This window comes from Chryseolinea soli (assembly GCF_003589925.1).
Lineage (GTDB): Bacteria > Bacteroidota > Bacteroidia > Cytophagales > Cyclobacteriaceae > Chryseolinea > Chryseolinea soli.
On sequence record NZ_CP032382.1, the window covers coordinates 5,506,463 to 5,523,644 of the forward strand.

The 17,182-nt window shown below is 46.6% G+C and carries 18 protein-coding genes; 8 read left to right on the forward strand and 10 right to left on the reverse strand.

What is annotated here, in order from left to right; genetic code table 11:
- Nucleotides 1-51 precede the first annotated feature (51 nt).
- From D4L85_RS23270 to D4L85_RS23305, 8 genes are all read right to left on the reverse strand, one after another.
- Entirely contained in the window at nucleotides 52-459 is a 408-nt protein-coding gene (locus D4L85_RS23270; protein ID WP_119758907.1) for a hypothetical protein, read from the reverse strand.
- A 53-nt stretch (nucleotides 460-512) separates the two neighbouring features.
- A complete protein-coding gene (locus tag D4L85_RS23275; protein ID WP_119756564.1) occupies nucleotides 513-1,115 on the reverse strand; it encodes an FISUMP domain-containing protein in 603 nt (200 codons plus the stop codon).
- 109 nt (nucleotides 1,116-1,224) lie between these two features.
- The gene (locus D4L85_RS23280; protein ID WP_119756565.1) at nucleotides 1,225-1,749 is read right to left on the reverse strand and encodes a hypothetical protein; all 525 of its coding nucleotides are present in this window, start codon (nucleotides 1,747-1,749) and stop codon (nucleotides 1,225-1,227) included.
- Nucleotides 1,750-2,491: 742 nt separating this feature from the next.
- Nucleotides 2,492-2,779, reverse strand: coding sequence for a hypothetical protein (locus tag D4L85_RS23285; RefSeq protein WP_119756566.1), 288 nt, complete (start codon nucleotides 2,777-2,779; stop codon nucleotides 2,492-2,494).
- On the reverse strand, nucleotides 2,776-3,081 hold the full coding sequence (locus tag D4L85_RS23290; protein ID WP_228450592.1) for a DUF1360 domain-containing protein: 306 nt from the start codon (nucleotides 3,079-3,081) through the stop codon (nucleotides 2,776-2,778). Before D4L85_RS23290 ends, D4L85_RS23285 begins: the two co-directional genes overlap by 4 nt.
- Complete coding sequence (locus D4L85_RS23295) at nucleotides 3,078-5,354, reverse strand: hypothetical protein (protein WP_160143941.1); 2,277 nt, start codon at nucleotides 5,352-5,354, stop codon at nucleotides 3,078-3,080. Before D4L85_RS23295 ends, D4L85_RS23290 begins: the two co-directional genes overlap by 4 nt.
- Nucleotides 5,355-5,955: 601 nt before the next feature.
- Nucleotides 5,956-6,444, reverse strand: a complete 489-nt coding sequence (locus tag D4L85_RS23300; protein ID WP_119756568.1) for a hypothetical protein — start codon at nucleotides 6,442-6,444, stop codon at nucleotides 5,956-5,958.
- Between the two features lie 275 nt (nucleotides 6,445-6,719).
- Nucleotides 6,720-7,034, reverse strand: coding sequence for a hypothetical protein (locus D4L85_RS23305; protein WP_119756569.1), 315 nt, complete (start codon nucleotides 7,032-7,034; stop codon nucleotides 6,720-6,722).
- A gap of 428 nt (nucleotides 7,035-7,462) precedes the next feature.
- On the opposite strand from D4L85_RS23305, the gene D4L85_RS23310 reads away from it, so the two are divergent.
- The 7 genes from D4L85_RS23310 to D4L85_RS23350 all read left to right on the forward strand — a co-directional run bounded on the left by D4L85_RS23310 (nucleotide 7,463) and on the right by D4L85_RS23350 (nucleotide 14,865).
- Nucleotides 7,463-7,903, forward strand: coding sequence for a helix-turn-helix domain-containing protein (locus tag D4L85_RS23310; protein ID WP_119756570.1), 441 nt, complete (start codon nucleotides 7,463-7,465; stop codon nucleotides 7,901-7,903).
- Between the two features lie 80 nt (nucleotides 7,904-7,983).
- Nucleotides 7,984-8,661: a hypothetical protein gene (locus D4L85_RS23315; RefSeq protein WP_119756571.1), complete on the forward strand. Its 678-nt coding sequence runs from the start codon at nucleotides 7,984-7,986 to the stop codon at nucleotides 8,659-8,661.
- 59 nt (nucleotides 8,662-8,720) lie between these two features.
- Complete coding sequence (locus D4L85_RS23320) at nucleotides 8,721-9,218, forward strand: hypothetical protein (RefSeq protein ID WP_119756572.1); 498 nt, start codon at nucleotides 8,721-8,723, stop codon at nucleotides 9,216-9,218.
- An 863-nt stretch (nucleotides 9,219-10,081) separates the two neighbouring features.
- Nucleotides 10,082-12,460 carry a COR domain-containing protein gene (locus D4L85_RS23330; protein ID WP_119756574.1) on the forward strand — a complete coding sequence of 793 codons (2,379 nt, stop codon included), beginning with the start codon at nucleotides 10,082-10,084 and terminating at the stop codon, nucleotides 12,458-12,460.
- 589 nt (nucleotides 12,461-13,049) lie between these two features.
- Nucleotides 13,050-13,748 carry a hypothetical protein gene (locus D4L85_RS23340; protein ID WP_119756576.1) on the forward strand — a complete coding sequence of 233 codons (699 nt, stop codon included), beginning with the start codon at nucleotides 13,050-13,052 and terminating at the stop codon, nucleotides 13,746-13,748.
- A gap of 16 nt (nucleotides 13,749-13,764) precedes the next feature.
- The gene (locus D4L85_RS23345; protein WP_160143942.1) at nucleotides 13,765-14,505 is read left to right on the forward strand and encodes a hypothetical protein; all 741 of its coding nucleotides are present in this window, start codon (nucleotides 13,765-13,767) and stop codon (nucleotides 14,503-14,505) included.
- A gap of 9 nt (nucleotides 14,506-14,514) precedes the next feature.
- Complete coding sequence (locus D4L85_RS23350; RefSeq protein WP_119756578.1) at nucleotides 14,515-14,865, forward strand: hypothetical protein; 351 nt, start codon at nucleotides 14,515-14,517, stop codon at nucleotides 14,863-14,865.
- A 191-nt stretch (nucleotides 14,866-15,056) separates the two neighbouring features.
- On the opposite strand, the gene D4L85_RS23355 is transcribed toward D4L85_RS23350, so the two are convergent.
- Nucleotides 15,057-15,524 carry a hypothetical protein gene (locus D4L85_RS23355; protein WP_119756579.1) on the reverse strand — a complete coding sequence of 156 codons (468 nt, stop codon included), beginning with the start codon at nucleotides 15,522-15,524 and terminating at the stop codon, nucleotides 15,057-15,059.
- 36 nt (nucleotides 15,525-15,560) lie between these two features.
- Nucleotides 15,561-15,968, reverse strand: a complete 408-nt coding sequence (locus tag D4L85_RS23360) for a DUF5946 family protein (RefSeq protein WP_119756580.1) — start codon at nucleotides 15,966-15,968, stop codon at nucleotides 15,561-15,563.
- 199 nt (nucleotides 15,969-16,167) lie between these two features.
- Here D4L85_RS23360 and D4L85_RS23365 point away from each other — a divergent pair, with 199 nt between their 5' ends.
- Nucleotides 16,168-17,169: a FecR domain-containing protein gene (locus D4L85_RS23365; RefSeq protein WP_119756581.1), complete on the forward strand. Its 1,002-nt coding sequence runs from the start codon at nucleotides 16,168-16,170 to the stop codon at nucleotides 17,167-17,169.
- The last annotated feature ends 13 nt before the right edge of the window (nucleotides 17,170-17,182 follow it).

Consider the following 17,182-nt stretch of genomic DNA (forward strand, 5'->3'; position numbering starts at 1 on the left):
CCCCGTGGCGTCGACAACTGCGAAAGCTCGTTTTCTCATCATGCCCATGATCTATTGCGCATCATCGTACCCATCAAAAGCTTCATCAACGCCCGCTCCGTCGAGCAGGCAGAATACGGCGTAAGAGATATTGTTAATCCAAGCTTCCATTAAATCGACTTGCTCTTGTGAAATTAGATTGTTACTTCTAAGCATTCCATTCTTATCAATAGCCCAACTCCTCCCCAGATAACATATGGCCCACAACGAAGCGATGATTTCGCGGTCAATTTGTTCGCGCTCCAGCGAAACATGAAGAACTTTGATCGCTTCCATCACCTCATGATAATTTTCCTGAACTAACTCCCCGTTGAAAGGCCTGAGCATGCCCAGGAAGCCCCGAGTTGATTTGGGATGAGAAGTATCTTCGTGTGCAAAGGAATGATGCAATAAAATATTTTTGGCTTCGTCTGGTGTCATGATTTTTTTAATAGTAAGAAAGCATTCCGTTTTAATAGCTAATAAGACAAAGTTCACTTCGCCCAATCCTTGACACACCGCACCGGAAACCCATGACTATTCTTCTGCTCCAAGATCGTCGCCTTGTGCAAAAAATTGAACACTAACGCGGGCGAAATTCTTTTGCCGGCGGGCGCGGTCCAAAACATGGTCGACCGGTTCATGGATTTAAATTCGCCAAATCTTTCGTTGTCGTAAACATAGAACCATCCCACCATAAGCGCATTAAAACCAGAATGGCCCTCGGGTTGTAGCTCGAAATAAGCCTCTTTTTTAGAGGAGAACATGTTCAGCAGTTTTTCACATTCATACCGGGTGGGCAGGTGCCAACCGGCAGGGCAGGATTTTTGGGCGGCTTCACAAGTGTAGTACAGGCCATACTTGTCGCCGAGGGCGAGGGAGTCGCCGTAAGATAAGATCCGTTCTTTTTTGTGGCGATCAAGCCTATGATCGAGCTCGTTGGCATAGGCCAGGTTTTGGGCCATCCAGATTTGGTCTCCGATCTTTACGGTTTTGTATTGTTTTCCGTCCCTGGCGTCGACCAGCAGATCGGTTTGCGCATAGACGCCCGTTGCCAATAGGGAAATCAGCAAGGTAATGATTCTTCCTTTTGCCATAATGATAAGGCCGCCAAGACCAATGTAGCATTTTTTGGTATCAGAAAAAAAGCATTGAAAAAGATCATTCCAAGAAGGGAACGCGATTGGCTTTGGGAAAGCGCGGGTACTATTTCACGATCTCGACCAATCTTAGTCCGTCCCTGGCGGGGTCGGGTGGTGCGCTGGCGTCGTAGACTACTTTGTTTTTATAAGTCACCTTGTTGACCGTCATCGAGCTGTATTTGATGCGGGTCATCTCGGTGTAGATCGTGTCGATGTCGGTGTTGTCGCCGGCGCGCCATTGGAGGAGGGTGACGGTGGTTTCTTTGTCCGACCTGACGGCCCAGTCGGCAGAGAAGCGCAGGGTGGTTTCGCCGTCGGTTTGCAGGATGGAGAAATGGCGGGGAGCGTCCAAGTAGGGCTGGTAGACCTCATAGGCGCCGCCGTCTTTTAGGTAGTAAAGGCGTATGTCCTCGGCTACATAGTGATTGTCAGTGGCAGAGTCCAGTAAATTCTTCCCGGCTTTGTTTTTCACGATCACATCAACGTCAATGTCGATCACCGTGCAGCAGTCGTCTTTATCGTGAAGTATGCACGAAGTCACGAAGCCGGCACAGCTCAGCAGAAGGAGGAGTTTTATAATAACGTTCATCGCACTAGGATTTAAGACAACTCATCATTTGGGTGCAGTAAGATACAACTGTATAGATGCATTGTCCAGGCCAAAGGTTGGAATGGGAATGTTATAAGATTGTTAACCGACGCGTCCGGCTTTCTTGGCGCGAAGCCGGGCCTTTTGAATCGTAGTGACTGAATTAAAAACTCCGCCGGCGACGTTCCAAACGCTGGTCTTCGAGCTCAGCCTGCAACCGTCAAGGTTCGGAACGCGCGCACTGGAGTACAATACGCTTCCGTCGGAGGTCCGGATCCAGAGACTTGTGTTCTGAGCCCGGCCGCCTGGGTTCAGAACTCAGCGGTTGTCAGTATTTCGCGATTGCGTTAGGCAAATTAGTGCGACAATTCAGACCATAAGTCTACCGGTTAGTTTCGACGTTGCGACACTTGGCCGGCAACACGAAACATGCAAGCTTTTTTCCTGACCGATTGGATCCTTGGTCGCAACGTAAATAAAAAAGGGCCAGTCCGCTGACCCTAAAACTCCGGTAACGCACCGCATAGCTTCGACACCGTGTAGAACCCCGACGGTTCAGTTCAAAGCTGCGATAGTTCATCTCATCACTCGAATGACTGCCAGAATAGCCGTTCAAAGCCTGACACACGAGGTCGTGAAGTTCGGCATCGGCATGTCACAAAAAATGAGGCTCAGTCCATTCCGGGGCGCTCTTTGGTCGGATAGATTTTTTGGATAAGCATCTGATCCGTTCGCTTGGCTACTACAGAATCGTTGCTGTTTTCCCGGGTATTTCGGGCACGACGATTAAATCTCTTTCAGCCCTCATCGCGAAGACGTCCTGGTGGTCGACCTGGAGTTTGTCTCCTTTGCCCTGGAAGTGATAGATCTTTCCGGTAACGCCCAGGACTTTCAAAGAGGTCGCGCCAGTATATTCAAATACTTTGGATTGGCCCTGTTCTGCCGGGCGAGTTTGCACTTCGCTCGCCTGGTGAGGGGATGATTTGGTTTGTTGCCGCCATGCAGCCCTTTTGTTTCCGCAACAGCTCATATTTTTTCTTGTTTCTGATTTTTCTCCGATATCTTAAATAACAAACTGGCGGCACCCGAAAGTGCCAGCCAGGTTATCAGTCCGGAGATCCATTCGCCGCAAAGCCACCAGGCAAACGGCATGGCGATCCACAGACTGAGACAATAAAAGCAGTCGAGCAGGTTTCCGAAGAAACCATGCCCGAAAAGCTTTCTGAATTTTAGCACCAGGTCGAAGGGCCCATCCTCTTGTGAGAACAAATGGGTGAGGCGCCACACGGCCAGGGTGCAGAGTATGAAGGCTATGCCATCCACATTCATCATGGTGTCAGCCGTTCCATCAGGATTTGTCTATAGGCGGGGTAGGTGCTGGACAATCCTGTGTTGTAGCCGTTCGTCACCCGTTGGTTGGCGGTCAGGGCCAGGGAATAGATCGTGAAGTATTCGCCCGTCTTGATCCATCCTTCTCCCATCGCGAGCGGTTGCACTTGCACCGCCACGGGATTTCCCGTACTGTAGTCGTCGCCCGTGCCCTTGTAGCCAGGGCAAGCGTTGTGGACATTCGAGGCGTTGCTTCCTCCGGGGAAGGTGTGGCTTCCGGTGATCGTGAAATTGCCTTCGATGTTGGCATTGAGGTCCAGTGCCGTTCCGGGGCACCTCGACATGGTGAGGTTGTAGTGGTCGACAAATCCGTAGGGGTCGTTGGCCCTGAACGAAAACAGCATCGGCGTTTTCAATTGGGCGTCGGTGAGGCGGAACAACCCGCAGCCGGCGTTTACGATGGTGGGATCATTCAACACCATGTCCGACAGCTCGAATTCCAGGCCGTTGTTGTGAATGAACAGGGCGATCAGGTCCGTAGCGCCGGGCACGTGATTTCCGGAAGCATCGTAACCGTCGACCCTGACATAGGTTTTTCCAGGTGTCCGTATGCCAACCACGATGTCATAGAGCGCCGTGTTCAAGCGCATGTAACGGTCCAGGTTCGAGAATTCCCAGTCAACGCCATCGACAAAGATCTCGCGCTGGATGTTGATGTAGGAGGGAACCGTCCCATTCAGCGTGCCCCCGACGACGGGATAGAAAGGTCCCACATCATCGCCGTAGTAGTTGGCAAGATTGCGTTTTGAAAATTTGGGATGCTTATAGTTTTCGGTCACATAGCTCCATCCGATCGTCCCTGATCTTCTAACGCGAATGGTGTACCATTTAATTTTATTATCAGCAGCGCTCTTGGCTGCGTCATACATGCATCCCTTGATGTCGATCGTGCCGGCCCATGCGGCGCACTCAATGCCGAAACCGGCCAGGGGACTGTTCACCGTGATCACGCCGGTGGATTCCAGGAAGTTCCCATATTGATACCGTTGGGTAGCAGCGGGTGCCGTGGATCCGCTGGCATTCTGATTGCCTCCAATAAAAATGTTACCGAGACTTCCGATCAGGTTGCCATTGAAGCATGCCGACGAAACGTGTACGGTAGATTCGGGCAAGCACAAATCGATTCTTTTGAGATTGGGGATGTTGTAGTACGGTGCACTTTCGAACCTTACTTGAAAAGGGACATAGTCCACGATCTTCACGATCACATCCGGAAACATAACGACATCAACATTTTCACCGGCCGCGATATCGGCGGCATCTTCCAGGCCGGGGAAGGTCATGTCAAATCTGAATCTGAAAATGTAATTGCCATGCTGGTCTGTGATGGTATCGCCCAAGAGTCTCCGGTTGCCGGTGCCGGTGTAGGCTCCTCCGGCCAGTTCGGCGGACGTGCGGTCGTATTCCTCGAAGGTGAGCGTGAGGTTTGAGCCCGGTCCCGTGTGACAGGGATAATAGAGCCGTTCGATATCCTTGATCAACGCGATGGTGTCCAGGGCCGCCGTCGTCGATTCTGATCTTGCCGATGCTTCGCGAATCAATTCAAAGTTTGTGGCAGCAAATTCGGAGCCTCCTTCTTTCGCGGCTTTGGTTTCCTTTTTCTTTTCGTCTGTAGCGATGCGAGCGTACTTGAGCACCGTCTTCGGTTTCATAGCCTCTCCGGACAAATCAAAAACCAACGGTTTAAAATACGGGGGATCCGGCGGATTGGGATCGTCGATGAACGGCGGTTTTCTTTCCGCATAATACTGGCTGAGCCATTCGGCGATGCGTGGATTCTTGAGGGCCTTGCGCCACCCGGTGTAGGTGTCGATCACAAAGGGATTGCGACGGCAGGGATTGAAGATACAACCATCATACAGGCGCACATTGCCATAGATGAGAAATTCATTGATGCTCACCGGTGTGGAGCACGTGAGAATGAGATCATCGTAGTCCTGGTCGCCACCGGCGTCGTTCGACTGGATGTCGAATTCATAGTGGCTTCCCACCTGGTGGGGAAATTTGAGTTGTGTGCCCGATGCTTGCCAGCCGGTGCCGGGATCGTTTTGAATAGAGATGCTCCATTGTGGTCCGGTCACGTTCACCGACGTGCCGGGGGTGCCGCTGTGGGCGCCGTTGCCTGACGAAGCTCCCAGCACAACGAAACGCTGCGGGAAGGAAGCGTTTTTGGACTTGACCGAAACGGTCCAGTTACCTTGCATTGAAATGATCATAACATGAGAGGGTTAATTGTTGCCTACTCTATTGTGGATTTTCGGCTAACTCCATTTATCAGTTTAACATCAAACGAAATGGCACAAAGTGATCCTAACCCGCAGCGCTTCTGGCACCCGGTGATCTTGATTCGAACATCGATCTAAAATGCTCCTGGTGGGCTTGCGGAAAATCGCGTCGAGGAGCTGAGTAAATTTACGACAGTTGTCAGAGTTTCGTTGACGTTTGCAACGTGTAAAAACGAAGATGTAACAAGATCGATAGCATTAGAAACAATTCGATCATCCAACGCTTTCCGTTTCTTCGAGCGTGCTGCGCTGTCATCACGGTTTATCAGGAGAGAAATATTTTTTTTCAAACCATCATTCTTTCGCAGATCATCTGATGGTATCCCTGAAAATCATGACAGCGTTTATTAAAAAAGTTTGCGTTGACCGGTTTCAATTTTGAAACCGATGAATGATGTTCAAGCGCGCGAACCGATTCGGAGGAGTGATGGTGGTAGAAGAAGGAGAAAAAAATACAGGCAGCCGATAACGATGTTATCGCGCTGCCTGTTCAGCAAATCCGTCAAGGCGGATACCGGATAAGCGGAGTGCACTACGCTTGCGGCTCGGGAGTTGGCTCGGGGCCTTTGCCTTGGCCGGCGAATCGCGCCGAGAGGTCGGAGGCGATCACCTTGGCACCGGCGGCGTTGGCCTTCGAGGCCGTCTTCACCGTAGCATAGTATGCCCGGGCGGCCAGGAAGGCCTCGCTTCCCGACAGCAACATGCTGTCGTCGATCTGCGACACCAGTTGTGACAAAGACTGGAGCAGATTGTTCAGCATGCGGGCTGCCTTGAAGTCGGCCTCGAACTCCTCCACCTTTACAAACGGCGGAAGGAACTCCGGATTGGTTCTGGCATAGTCCGCTGCCTTTTCCGTAAAAGGTAACGAACCATCGCCCATCTTCGTGATCGTCTGCCGCTGTTTGGCGGTGAGACTGACCAGCTGGCCCTCAAACAATTTCTTCAATGTTTGCACCGCTGTTTCAGCCTCCTGCCACTGGGCATCGGAAAGCGAAAGGGAAATCAGGTTTTCCATCATCATACACCTCCTTTCTATGGCTCAATGTTTCCATGCCAACGCCTTAGCCAAAAGTCCAGCCAAAATTAATGTGGGCAAACACTACCAATTTGAGGATAGGAGAGAAGACTACCGACGATATTTCGTTGGCACGACGAAATATCGTTGGATAGGTTATCGGAAGGATGATGTGTACTGCAAGTTTTTTGCAGTATAAGAATAGAGCAATCCCCACAGCAGGATGCCACTCACACTTTCACCGCGACCACAGCCCGCAACATAGTCTCCCGCCTCGGGGACTATGTTGCCTCCAACCGATCCCCCGCATCCAGGTTGGCAACAGAAGGTTTACCTTTCCCTCCATCGATCACACTCTTAAAGAAGTTATCCAAACAATAAAAGTGCGTCGCCATCTCATCAAACTCCAACGGCAGGTTGTCGTGTTCATGCATGACATAGGACTGGTAGAACTCCAGCAGCGTGTTGCGCACATCCTGGGCCGGGAAGTTGCAGAGCAAATCGTGAAGCTGGTTGAGGGCCGGCAAGCTGAGGGGCGTGTTAGACGGCAGCCGAAACGTTGTGTATTCGATCCGCGATGGGTTGGGAAGACTCATATTTCTTTTTTGATTGGTTTAGGTGAAGCCCTCAATCTCGCACCACGCCCAACCCGACACAAATCTGTTTTTAGCCGTTTGCAATCGGATAAAACTCTCTTGTATTTCTGATCCGCCAAGGCGGATCTCCGAACAATGGCCCCGGGTGAAACCCGGGGAGAAAAAAGCGATGATAAAGACGTGCCATAGGAAAGTCTTCATCAAGGCTTCAGGCTGTCTGGCACGCATTTGCGCACGGCATCCGGGCGCTGCGACGCATGCGCCAGGAACGCTCGCATGTCGATGTTCGTGCGCACGTGGCGCATAGCCGTTTTTGATGCGTTCCTTTTCCCCGGGTTTCACCCGGGGCCATTGTTCGGGAATCCGCCTAAGGCGGATTGAATAGCGCAGGTCTTGGGTGGATTCCGAAATAATTTATATTTGTAACCATGACAACCGACCAAACACCCAAAGCCCACCTGGGCCGCAACGTTCGCCACTTCCGCCTGGAAAATAACCTCAGTCAAGAAGCGTTTGCCGATCTGCTCGGCGCGCCGTGGTCGCAGAAGAAAGTGTCTCAACTTGAAAACAAAGCTGACATAGAAGCTGACGTGCTGGAAGAAATAGCCAGGGTATTGAATGTCTCTTCAGAGGTGATTAAAGAGTATAGTGAGGCGCCGGTGGTGAATAATATTCAGAACAATTATGAGGGGTCGAATAATCAGGCGACGGTGAGCAATCAGCAAGGGCCTAACTATGGTTGTACTTTCAATCCGTTGGATAAATTGATCGAAGCACATGAGGAGATAAAGAAATTACATGCTGCGTTGTTGAAAGAGAAAGACGATAAGATTGTGTTGTTGAATAGAATGTTGCAGGAGAAGCGATAAGCTTGTATAATACTCCACACCAAACGCTACCCGCCTTGAGAAGGTGCCCAATCTTGTCCATCAGATAACTTAGCTTGTTCATGAAGAAGCATTTACTATTTATACTCTGCGTATGGCTCCTCGTTGCGTGTGCGGCGCAGCAAAAAGAATCCACGAAAAAAGATCGCCCCTCGTTAAAAGAGCGTTTCAAGACGGGTGTCATCAGTCTACGGCAGGCGGGCTTGTTTGAAGACTACAAAAGCCTAAGCGACGATTCCCTCACACAACTGCTGTCTTCGATGGCGGCAGAGCAACACCTATGGGAAGTGTTTGAAACCTACGATTCCACTCAAGACGGCGACTACATTAACTTGAAAATTGCCCAACTAGATCCCAAAAGAGTTTGGTGGCATGATCTGGAGGCAGACGTGTTAAATGGCAACATGGTCTATGCCAGCACCGTGAAGGAATTCGTCGAATTATCAGGAGGCTATCTGCGCGCCGAAAAAATCAAAGAGGAGTGGGAGACCGACAACGGGCCCGTCCATATTTCATTTCAGGATGGCGAGACCCTCCGTGCGTTCCAATTAAGGTCTATTGATGATTGGTATGACGAGGACTTTTTCAGTTACATGGAGAAGTTCATGACTGCCAACGGGTCCCCTTATAATTTTTACATCTACGTTGGCACCGGCCAGGATGTATTCCTCATCAGGCTCACTAAAGCAGAGAAGGAAATGGTGGAGCAGAAAATGCGGTGGAAGCTGGAGAGGTTTTAGGATACGCAGGTTGTCGACGGCAGGTATAGGTTAAAAAAAACAGAAACATAAAAAATTAAATGAGCGTGAGGGGATTGAGCGATTTGCTATTTAATGGTCATGTAAATGGCATTCAAGTAGGCGCAAGAATAGAGCCTCACAAGTCGGACAAAGATATAATCCTTTGGCAAGTGCAGGAGGGCGATATTCCTGCCGTATATGATTTTAGTTTTGAGGGGCTTAAATATGAAATCGCTTCCTTGCAAGGAACCGTTGTGGGTATAACAGTCAAACTTGATTTTTATCCGGATGGATATTTCCGAATTCAAAGTGAGAAGAGTGAGCGCACAATCGATTTTGGGGTAAAGACGAATTTTATTGATTTTATTGAATTTTTAAATGAGTTAGGAGTCAATTGGCGTGTCGATGAGGATGACACTGGAGAGAAGGCTATTGGCGTGCTTCTGGATTCAAAAACAAAAGTGATGTACTCTTTTGAAAAGGATTTTTTTGGGTTTTATCGAGTGATAAATTTTAATCTAGACCTTTATCAGGAACTCCGAAAGGAGATATTATAACCGGACTATACACATGCTGGATTGCTAGTGTATTCCTGATTCACAGGAAACCCCAGAGTATCCGATCGATGAAGACTATATCGATTCTTTTACATTAGAGGAATTTAAATTGCAATAGGTTATGAACGCACGGACAAAGTTGGCACTTACGTTATTTTCGACAATAATCCTCACCAGTTGTGACTATTACAACGACACAAGAGTATGCAATCAAACGGGCCAGGATATTACCTTGATCATAAGATTTGACACCGATGGTATCAAGAACGGGGGTTTAGAGCCGAGGAAATTCACAAAGACGTTCCATAACTGGCGAGAAAATTTAACACCCATCCACTTCGATACTATTAATTTTATTTCGACCTATTTAATAAACCGGGACTCCTGTGGCCAAATTGAAGGGGGACCTAACCGTAGACCCAATTTCCGGTTCATAAAGGCGATGACCGTTGTCACAAAATCTGACACGATAGAATTGAAGACAAAAGGGGAGATGAGAAAGGCGTTTGGCGCCGATAGGGAAGAGCCTGAATATTATTTTGATTTGCTGATAAAGTAGCAAATCGTTGCAATGCTCGGCATTATCTATTTGGAAAGTAAAATTCTCCAGGTCGGAAAAAAATAATTTGAGATATTGCTTTACTGAAGTAAAACCATAATTTAGAGAAACGATTCCTTGCCCCACCTGATCCAATCTGATCGCTAGCCCACATGGAATCGTCAGTTAAAATTTTCTTGATATCACTACTCTTGAAAGCTAGCGTGTCTATCGAAACAGGCATTTGTTATACTGAAATTGATGTCGTACGGATGACTGCTTTCGCTTTTTGAATTTTACATCTTGTTTAATTAATAGCTAGATCATGACCCCGATACAAATAATTCGTAAGATCGAAAGCCAAACCAGAACCAAGCTTCAAAATATTGATGATATAGAGGTGCCAAGAGAATTTCGCCCCTCACCAGGAGATTGGAATAGTACATTGTTTGAATTCTTAAAGGTTGCCTTTAGGGTTTCTGATTCAGGCAAGAAATGGTATGACGTCGTGGATCACAAAATCGCTGCCTATCAGATCGAAGATGACGAATTAACCACGTTGGTTTTGATAAACGTAGGGTTGGCCGATATTCCCGATACAATCTTTGAGTGCAAGTATTTACACAGATTGGTTCTTAATAGTAACCATATTGCCAAAATTAATTCAAAACTTAGTTCTCTATCGCGACTGCAATTTCTAGATATTAGCAATAATAGTATTGAAAAACTATCTGAGAATTTAGGGTTGCCCAATAGTCTATCGGTATTAGATCTCAGTTATAATAGTATCGAAAAGATTCCGCAGAGTATCAACAGGCTTAAAAATCTTACCTCACTCTTTATTTCCGGGAATGACATTAGAGAGATGCCAACCACAGTTCTCGACATAGTCCCACTGTGTATGGCTCATGACAAGTTGCGAGAGGTAAAAAGCCAAAAAGACTTAATAATTAGAAGTCAAAAATATGAAGAAGCTGCTGGTCTAAGGGATATTGAATTGACCTTACTAGACAAAATGGAAGTTGGTTTATATGCATTTGATACCAATATTTCAAATTTGCCCCCTGAAATTTTGTCTCGAGGAATTGATTCAATCAAGGAATATTGGAAGTCTCTTGAGATAGGTAGCCGTCAACCACTTAATGAAGTCAAATTAATCCTTGTTGGCGAAGGGGGGTGCGGCAAGACATCTTTAATGAAAAGACTAACAAGAGATGAGTTCAATTCAAATGAAAGTCAAACTCACGGAATTAATATTCGCGAGTGGAGCATGATTAGGGAAAAGGATAGCAGCGTGATGGCTAGGATCTGGGATTTTGGCGGCCAAGAAATAATGCATTCGACACATCAGTTTTTTTTGTCCAAAAGAAGCATCTACCTGGTTGTTATTGATAGCAGAAAAGACGAGAAAGTTGAGTATTGGCTTAAGAATATTGAAAGCTTTGGCGGCGATTCTCCTGTGTTGCTTGTTATCAATAAAGTGGACGAGAATCCTGGATTCGACATTAATAGAAAATTTATTCAAAATAAATATAAATCTATAGCCGGTTTTTTTCGTGTCTCTTGTAGCAACGGGGAAGGATTAAACGAATTGAAGCGGGGAATTGTCAGCTCTTTAATGAATGTTAAGCATTTAGACACGCTTTGGAGGAAGGAATGGTTTTTAATAAAGGAAGGCCTTCAGGAGGCAAACAAAAACTACATTTCATATGATAGTTTTATTGCGATTTGTGTAGAAAACAAAGTTGTAGATCCTGCTGAACAATCGGAGTTATTAAGTTTCCTTAGTGACCTGGGCATAATGCTGAATTATAGAGATTTAGCCTTGCAGGACACGAATGTGCTAAACCCACATTGGATCACCAATGCAGTCTATCAGATTATTAATTCAAGATTGATAATTGAAGCACAGGGAGTGTTGAATTTTAAATCCCTTTCTTCTATTCTAGACAAAAAAAATTATCCTGAAAATAAGTTCAACTATATAATTTCTTTGATGAAGAAGTTTGAACTTTGCTACGACTTAGACAACCAACGAGTACTGATTCCAGACTTGTTAGGCATTGAGGAACCTGAGTTGCAAATAACCCCACAGATAAAGTTCTACATTCAATACGCATTTCTCCCCAAATCAATTATTCCACGTTTTATAGTAAGAATGCACAGGGATATCAAGAAGAACAATAGCTGGCGTACCGGTGCTATTCTTACAAATGCAAAATATGCGGCAAGGGCAATTGTAAAATCTGACGAGGAGGAAAAACGCATTTCTATATATGTTGAAGGAAAGCAGCCACGTGATTTTTTTGCAATCATTAGACATACGTTGGAGGATATTAATAACTCGTTCGAAAAACTGGTTTTTGAAGAGCGTGTTGCAATTCCCAACTCTGAGCTATCAATCAGTTTTAATCATTTGTTGACCCTTGAGGGAAAGGGTATTCAAGATTATGTGCCAGAAGGATCATCGGAAGAAATAGATGTAAGCGAGGTGTTGGGTACAGTAAGAAAGACTGCGAAGGAGGAATTTGAAGAAAAAATTATGGAGCAATTGTCCTTTTTGAGAAATAAGTTCGATGACAAAGATACGGTGCTAAGTGAGGCCAACAAAATCTTAGAACTTAAACCAAACATAGCCGGGATAGGGATAAATTTAAATGCCTTGGTGGATAAGGTCTTTAAAAGAAAGAGGAAGAAAACTTGACTGATGGTAGTGGCGAACTTTTAGAGGCATGTTCTGAATGGAGTCCGGCGATTTCAGATGCAAGAATGCGGTCAATGAAGAACAGATTCAACTGTCCTGATAACCAGCCCGTTATCTGATCTATGGCGCGTTTACAGAGAGAGATAAATTAGAGAATCCAGGGCATGAAAAACACGCCAAAATATCTATCTTTCGACTTCAATATTCCACCGGCTACTTTTTTCAATCTTCATGGCGCAACGAAAGCCCATAAATATATTCTCCATATTTAACTGGGCTTTGCTCACCGTGGGTATTTCACAAATTGCCTTTAAAGTATTTGGTCCAATTCAGTTTGTTTTCGCGGTCGGCCTTTGTTCCTGTTTCTATGGATTTTTCCTGGTTAAATCTCCAGACACAAAAGGTTCGCCTCAGTCCATTTCCATCGCCCTTTTATGCTGCTCCGTAAAAATACTGATGGATAATCTCCTTTTCAGCTACTTAATCTTTGTCGACTGGAATAATGGATGGATCGTCCTTCATTTGATGGCGTCCGGTTTGTTCTTCGGAGTGGGTTTGTTGTTGTCCTTGATGTTCTCAAAGATCTTCCATGTCGCCTGATTATTTGTATCTCATCGTCGGGTTGATCTTTGTGACCGTTATTGGGTTCGATATCTATAATTGGTCGAGGGGGCATTCCTTTGTGGCGCCCGAGGTGCGGATCAAGCGTTTGTGGTCGAAACTCAATTATTCGGTTTTGATCCTGGGGGTCACGGCGCTGGTGACGGCAATCTTATTGAATGTGAATGTGCTGTCGTACCGCCGTCCAATGGCCTATGCGTTGGTGAAGACCATTACGTTGAAAGATTTCAGGGGATTCAAGATGCCGAATGAGACGCTGGATGGGGGCAACGAGTTTGCCTTTATTACGACTTCCATTGAATGGGATAGGGAAGGAGACCAGGTCGTTGTCAATGCGCTTTTTCATCCTTCGCGGTCTTATGTTTATAATAACCGGACAGGGGATGGGTTTCTGTTGCAGCACGAGCTATACCATTTTCATGTGACGGAATATTTTGCCAGGCTCTGCCGCCAGGAATTGTCTGGCCGGTCAACGCCTCCCGCCAGTGCTGAGATAGCGGCTATCATCAAAAAGAATAGACTACAAGAGCGTAGAGTGCAATACCGGTATGATGATGAGGCGTATCATGGCGTTATTTTGCAAAAGCAGAAGCAATGGGAACAAAAAGTGGATAGTTTATTATCTTCGGTGAAAGCATTTGAGAACCCTAAAGTCGGATACAATTAATTGATATATGATTAAAATGAAGCGTTTTTTATTTGTGATTTGTTGTGGCGTTGCCATCCTGGGATGTAGCAGTAAGCAGAGATTCCCGATCGACAAGCGTTTCTGGACCCCCGAGGATTACCAGACCGTTATTTTTGAAATTCAGTATCAGACTCCCAAAGACGAGCTGTATCCGAAGTTTTCGGATCCCGAAAATGCCGTCGTCATTCAAAAGCTGGTGGATGCTCAGAACTACCTGGTGGTGGCGGATGATAAAGAACTTGGTCTGAACTATAAGAACGAAGTGACCAAGGAATTTTTTCATAAGTACCGCGACCTGTACGATACCTATAAAGGCATGGACGTACAAGACAAATATATTTATCCCGAAGAATTGATCGCGGTCGAGAAGTTTGGACTGGGGCTTCAGATCTACTACTTCAAGCTGGGGAACGATCGGATCGCCGAGCAAGCAGATGCAGCAGACTCCACAGAAACCAAACGCGTTTTGACGTCTAACCGGCAAACGATCATTGGGAATTTTAATTTATACCTGGACAATGTGAAGGATGAAAAGCGCTTTGGCTCTTACGCGCCATCGTTGGCCGAGGGAATCACCACCCATTTCTTCAAGCTGATCGAGACTTTCCCCGATGCGAATTATGGGGAGATGCTGGCAAAGGCTAAAGGCATGTCTGCGAAAACTCAGGTTCCGGAGATTAAGATTGCGTTGGAGGGCTTGGTGAGTAAGCTGGAGGGGATGAAGAAGCCTGTTTAGTTTTTTTTTATGAAGAAAGTCATTCTGATAGTTTTTTTTGGGATTAGCAGCATTCTGATGTTTGGGCAAACAAAGTTCTCATCAAACGGAATAAAGTTTTCTCTCCCTAAAGGTTTTAACCGAACCCGCTCACGAGGCTCCGAATTTGCAACATTTAATCGCGGCGATACATTGCAAATCGCATTTGCAAATGGATGTGATAACTACGTGGGACGTAGTGATTCAAAGCTGAGCAAAGACATGACCGCGGATATATGTTTTGAGACCTTGTTTGTTAAAATAAAAGCAGGAGAAAAACTGACTTGGGTGTCGAACCCCAAAAGACACGATAATTCAAAAGTTTCCCTGCAAGTGGGCTGAGTTTCACACAACGGTAGACAAGCAAGATTACTACGCGGTTTATTTCCTCGTGAAGGGAAAGAATCATAGATACGAAATTATGTTTTCCGGGCACTTGGCCAATAAAAAGGATGACCTCAAGGTCTTACAGAAAATAATGTCCACTTACAAGGAGGAAAAAGTGACGAAGGGATCTTAACTGTTGTTGCTATTCAAGGTGCTTTTAATGCGTCCCATGGCGTAGTGGCGGGGGACGCTTTATAAATAGCAACATTGTCCGGGCTGCGTTTGAAATGTACCAGCCAGTTGTATTTCTTGTCCCCAATATAAAAATCCACTTGCCATAGGCTTACGAGCGTGAGAATCACTGCGGGCTTGGCGTCGTACACTCGGGCGGTTTTTCCAGGTAATGCCTCGGCGAGCACTATCCAGTAATTCTGTTTTGGATCAAGCACCGTCAACTCCCAATGGAGATGGGGTGGCAGCAGTTCCTTCACCTTTTCTTTGTCCTTGAGACCATCCGGCCAGTTCTGGAAGCCTTCGTTGTAGTCTAGCGTATAGGTTGTCAGAAACCGATCATGTATCTTTTTAAGGATGTCCAAACCTTCAGTGAAAGGATCCCTAAAGTCTTTTGGATCGGTTGTTTTCTTTAATCTCTCAATTTTCTCTTCCCAGTACATGTGTTTGTCGTTCTTGATAGCTCAACAAATTCTACCTTATTTTAAATTCTCATCACAATATCTAATTATTATATCCCGAACGCTTCTGTATGCTTCCCAAACCGAAACACACCAATCTCTGATCGCGGCGTCTCGCTCTGGTCCAGGCGGTGCTTTCAAAACTTCCTGTACGGTTATTTCGCCTCTTTTTTCGGGTAAACGGAAAGACGGTAAGTTCTTTTTGTTTTTGGAGAGCTGCAGGTGGGCTTGTTGAACTTGGCGGCCTGTGTAGTTTTTCTCAATCATTAAGTATAATCCTGACAAAGCATAAATAATAGCGATGGGCTTTGTCCTGGCATCTGCCGTCTGTGCGGTTTGCGCGTCTACTATATGTTGATGGATGAAATATAAATTGTCGGGGTGGGCGAGGGTATAGAAGGAGAGTTCGTGGTATTGTTCTGACATAATTGCTCTATTCAATAAAGTGCCCGTTGCCTTTCACCCCCTAAGATACTTGTCCTTTCTGAATCTTGGTCTCCCGCATTAAACCAATGCACCGGGCCTAAATACACCCCCCTCAAAAAAAATCTCAAAAAAAACGGTGAGAAATCGATTGTAGCCCCCTCTTAAGGCTTATTCGTCCAAAATCCTAGACCCACGACCCGTGAAAAAGTACGTTAACTTCTCTGTAAATGACTTCGTTACCGATGATTATTTTCAGTATTGGGTGTCACACCCCGCCGAGGAGAACCCGCGCATCTTTTGGGAAGCCTGGCTTGAGCAGCATCCCGAAAAACGCGAGGATGTAGAGGAAGCCCGCGCGATCCTGGAGAGCATCCGTTTCTCCAACCATACCCTCAGCCACGAAGACCTTACCCAACTTTGGGACCGCATCCGCGACATTGACAACAGCCGAGAACTGAAACGCCATCAGCCGGGGATTGCTCGCGGATGGTACGCCGCGGCCGCTGTTACACTCATTCTTATGCTGAGCGCATTTTTTCTATTCCAACAGCAAAAGCCCTGGAGAGAATACCACACTGCCTATGGCGAAACCAAAACCGTGGTGTTGCCCGACAACTCACAGGTCATCCTCAACGCAAACTCGACCCTACGCATTCTTAAGGGTTGGGATGAGAAAGCCGACCGCGAGATCTGGCTCGAAGGCGAAGGGCTCTTCTCGGTGGTGCACACCAAAAATAACCAACCCTTTCGCGTGCGCACCGACGACGGTGTGAGTGTCGATGTGTTGGGCACGGTGTTCAATGTCTATAAGCGGACGCTCAAAACCACGGTCATTCTCAAGTCCGGTCAGATCCGCCTGAACCTGCCGATGGCCAAATCGCAGGAAAAGATCCTGATGAAGCCGGGTGAGATGGTCGAATTCAAGGGCAAGAAATACAAGAAGGAAGAAGTGGACCCGCAGCTCTACACGGCCTGGACGCAAAACAAGATCATTCTCAACCACACCAGCCTCGGCGAGATGGTGCGCATGCTCCGCGACAACTATGGGTTGGAAGTGAAAGTGACCGACGCCACACTGCTGGAACAAACCGTGTCGGGATCCATGCCCTTGGCGAATGCCGAAGAGCTGTTGCAGCAAATGGCAAAGGCTTTTCAATTGAAGATCACGCGCGACGGCTCTACGATCACCATCGAAGAATAGTAAAGAAATGTAT

Bases quoted from the DNA above. Each gene is read 5' to 3' on its own strand.
- D4L85_RS23315 (WP_119756571.1), top strand. From the start codon at position 7,984: ATGAAGAAGCATTTACTATTTATACTCTGCGTATGGCTCCTCGTTGCG.
- D4L85_RS23290 (WP_228450592.1), bottom strand. From the start codon at position 3,081: ATGATGAATGTGGATGGCATAGCCTTCATACTCTGCACCCTGGCCGTG.
- D4L85_RS23360 (WP_119756580.1), bottom strand. From the start codon at position 15,968: ATGTCAGAACAATACCACGAACTCTCCTTCTATACCCTCGCCCACCCC.
- D4L85_RS23320 (WP_119756572.1), top strand. From the start codon at position 8,721: ATGAGCGTGAGGGGATTGAGCGATTTGCTATTTAATGGTCATGTAAAT.
- D4L85_RS23285 (WP_119756566.1), bottom strand. From the start codon at position 2,779: ATGAGCTGTTGCGGAAACAAAAGGGCTGCATGGCGGCAACAAACCAAA.
- D4L85_RS23300 (WP_119756568.1), bottom strand. From the start codon at position 6,444: ATGATGATGGAAAACCTGATTTCCCTTTCGCTTTCCGATGCCCAGTGG.
- D4L85_RS23340 (WP_119756576.1), top strand. From the start codon at position 13,050: ATGTCGCCTGATTATTTGTATCTCATCGTCGGGTTGATCTTTGTGACC.
- D4L85_RS23280 (WP_119756565.1), bottom strand. From the start codon at position 1,749: ATGAACGTTATTATAAAACTCCTCCTTCTGCTGAGCTGTGCCGGCTTC.
- D4L85_RS23310 (WP_119756570.1), top strand. From the start codon at position 7,463: ATGACAACCGACCAAACACCCAAAGCCCACCTGGGCCGCAACGTTCGC.
- D4L85_RS23330 (WP_119756574.1), top strand. From the start codon at position 10,082: ATGACCCCGATACAAATAATTCGTAAGATCGAAAGCCAAACCAGAACC.
- D4L85_RS23275 (WP_119756564.1), bottom strand. From the start codon at position 1,115: ATGGCAAAAGGAAGAATCATTACCTTGCTGATTTCCCTATTGGCAACG.
- D4L85_RS23350 (WP_119756578.1), top strand. From the start codon at position 14,515: ATGAAGAAAGTCATTCTGATAGTTTTTTTTGGGATTAGCAGCATTCTG.
- D4L85_RS23270 (WP_119758907.1), bottom strand. From the start codon at position 459: ATGACACCAGACGAAGCCAAAAATATTTTATTGCATCATTCCTTTGCA.
- D4L85_RS23345 (WP_160143942.1), top strand. From the start codon at position 13,765: ATGAAGCGTTTTTTATTTGTGATTTGTTGTGGCGTTGCCATCCTGGGA.
- D4L85_RS23305 (WP_119756569.1), bottom strand. From the start codon at position 7,034: ATGAGTCTTCCCAACCCATCGCGGATCGAATACACAACGTTTCGGCTG.
- D4L85_RS23355 (WP_119756579.1), bottom strand. From the start codon at position 15,524: ATGTACTGGGAAGAGAAAATTGAGAGATTAAAGAAAACAACCGATCCA.
- D4L85_RS23295 (WP_160143941.1), bottom strand. From the start codon at position 5,354: ATGATCATTTCAATGCAAGGTAACTGGACCGTTTCGGTCAAGTCCAAA.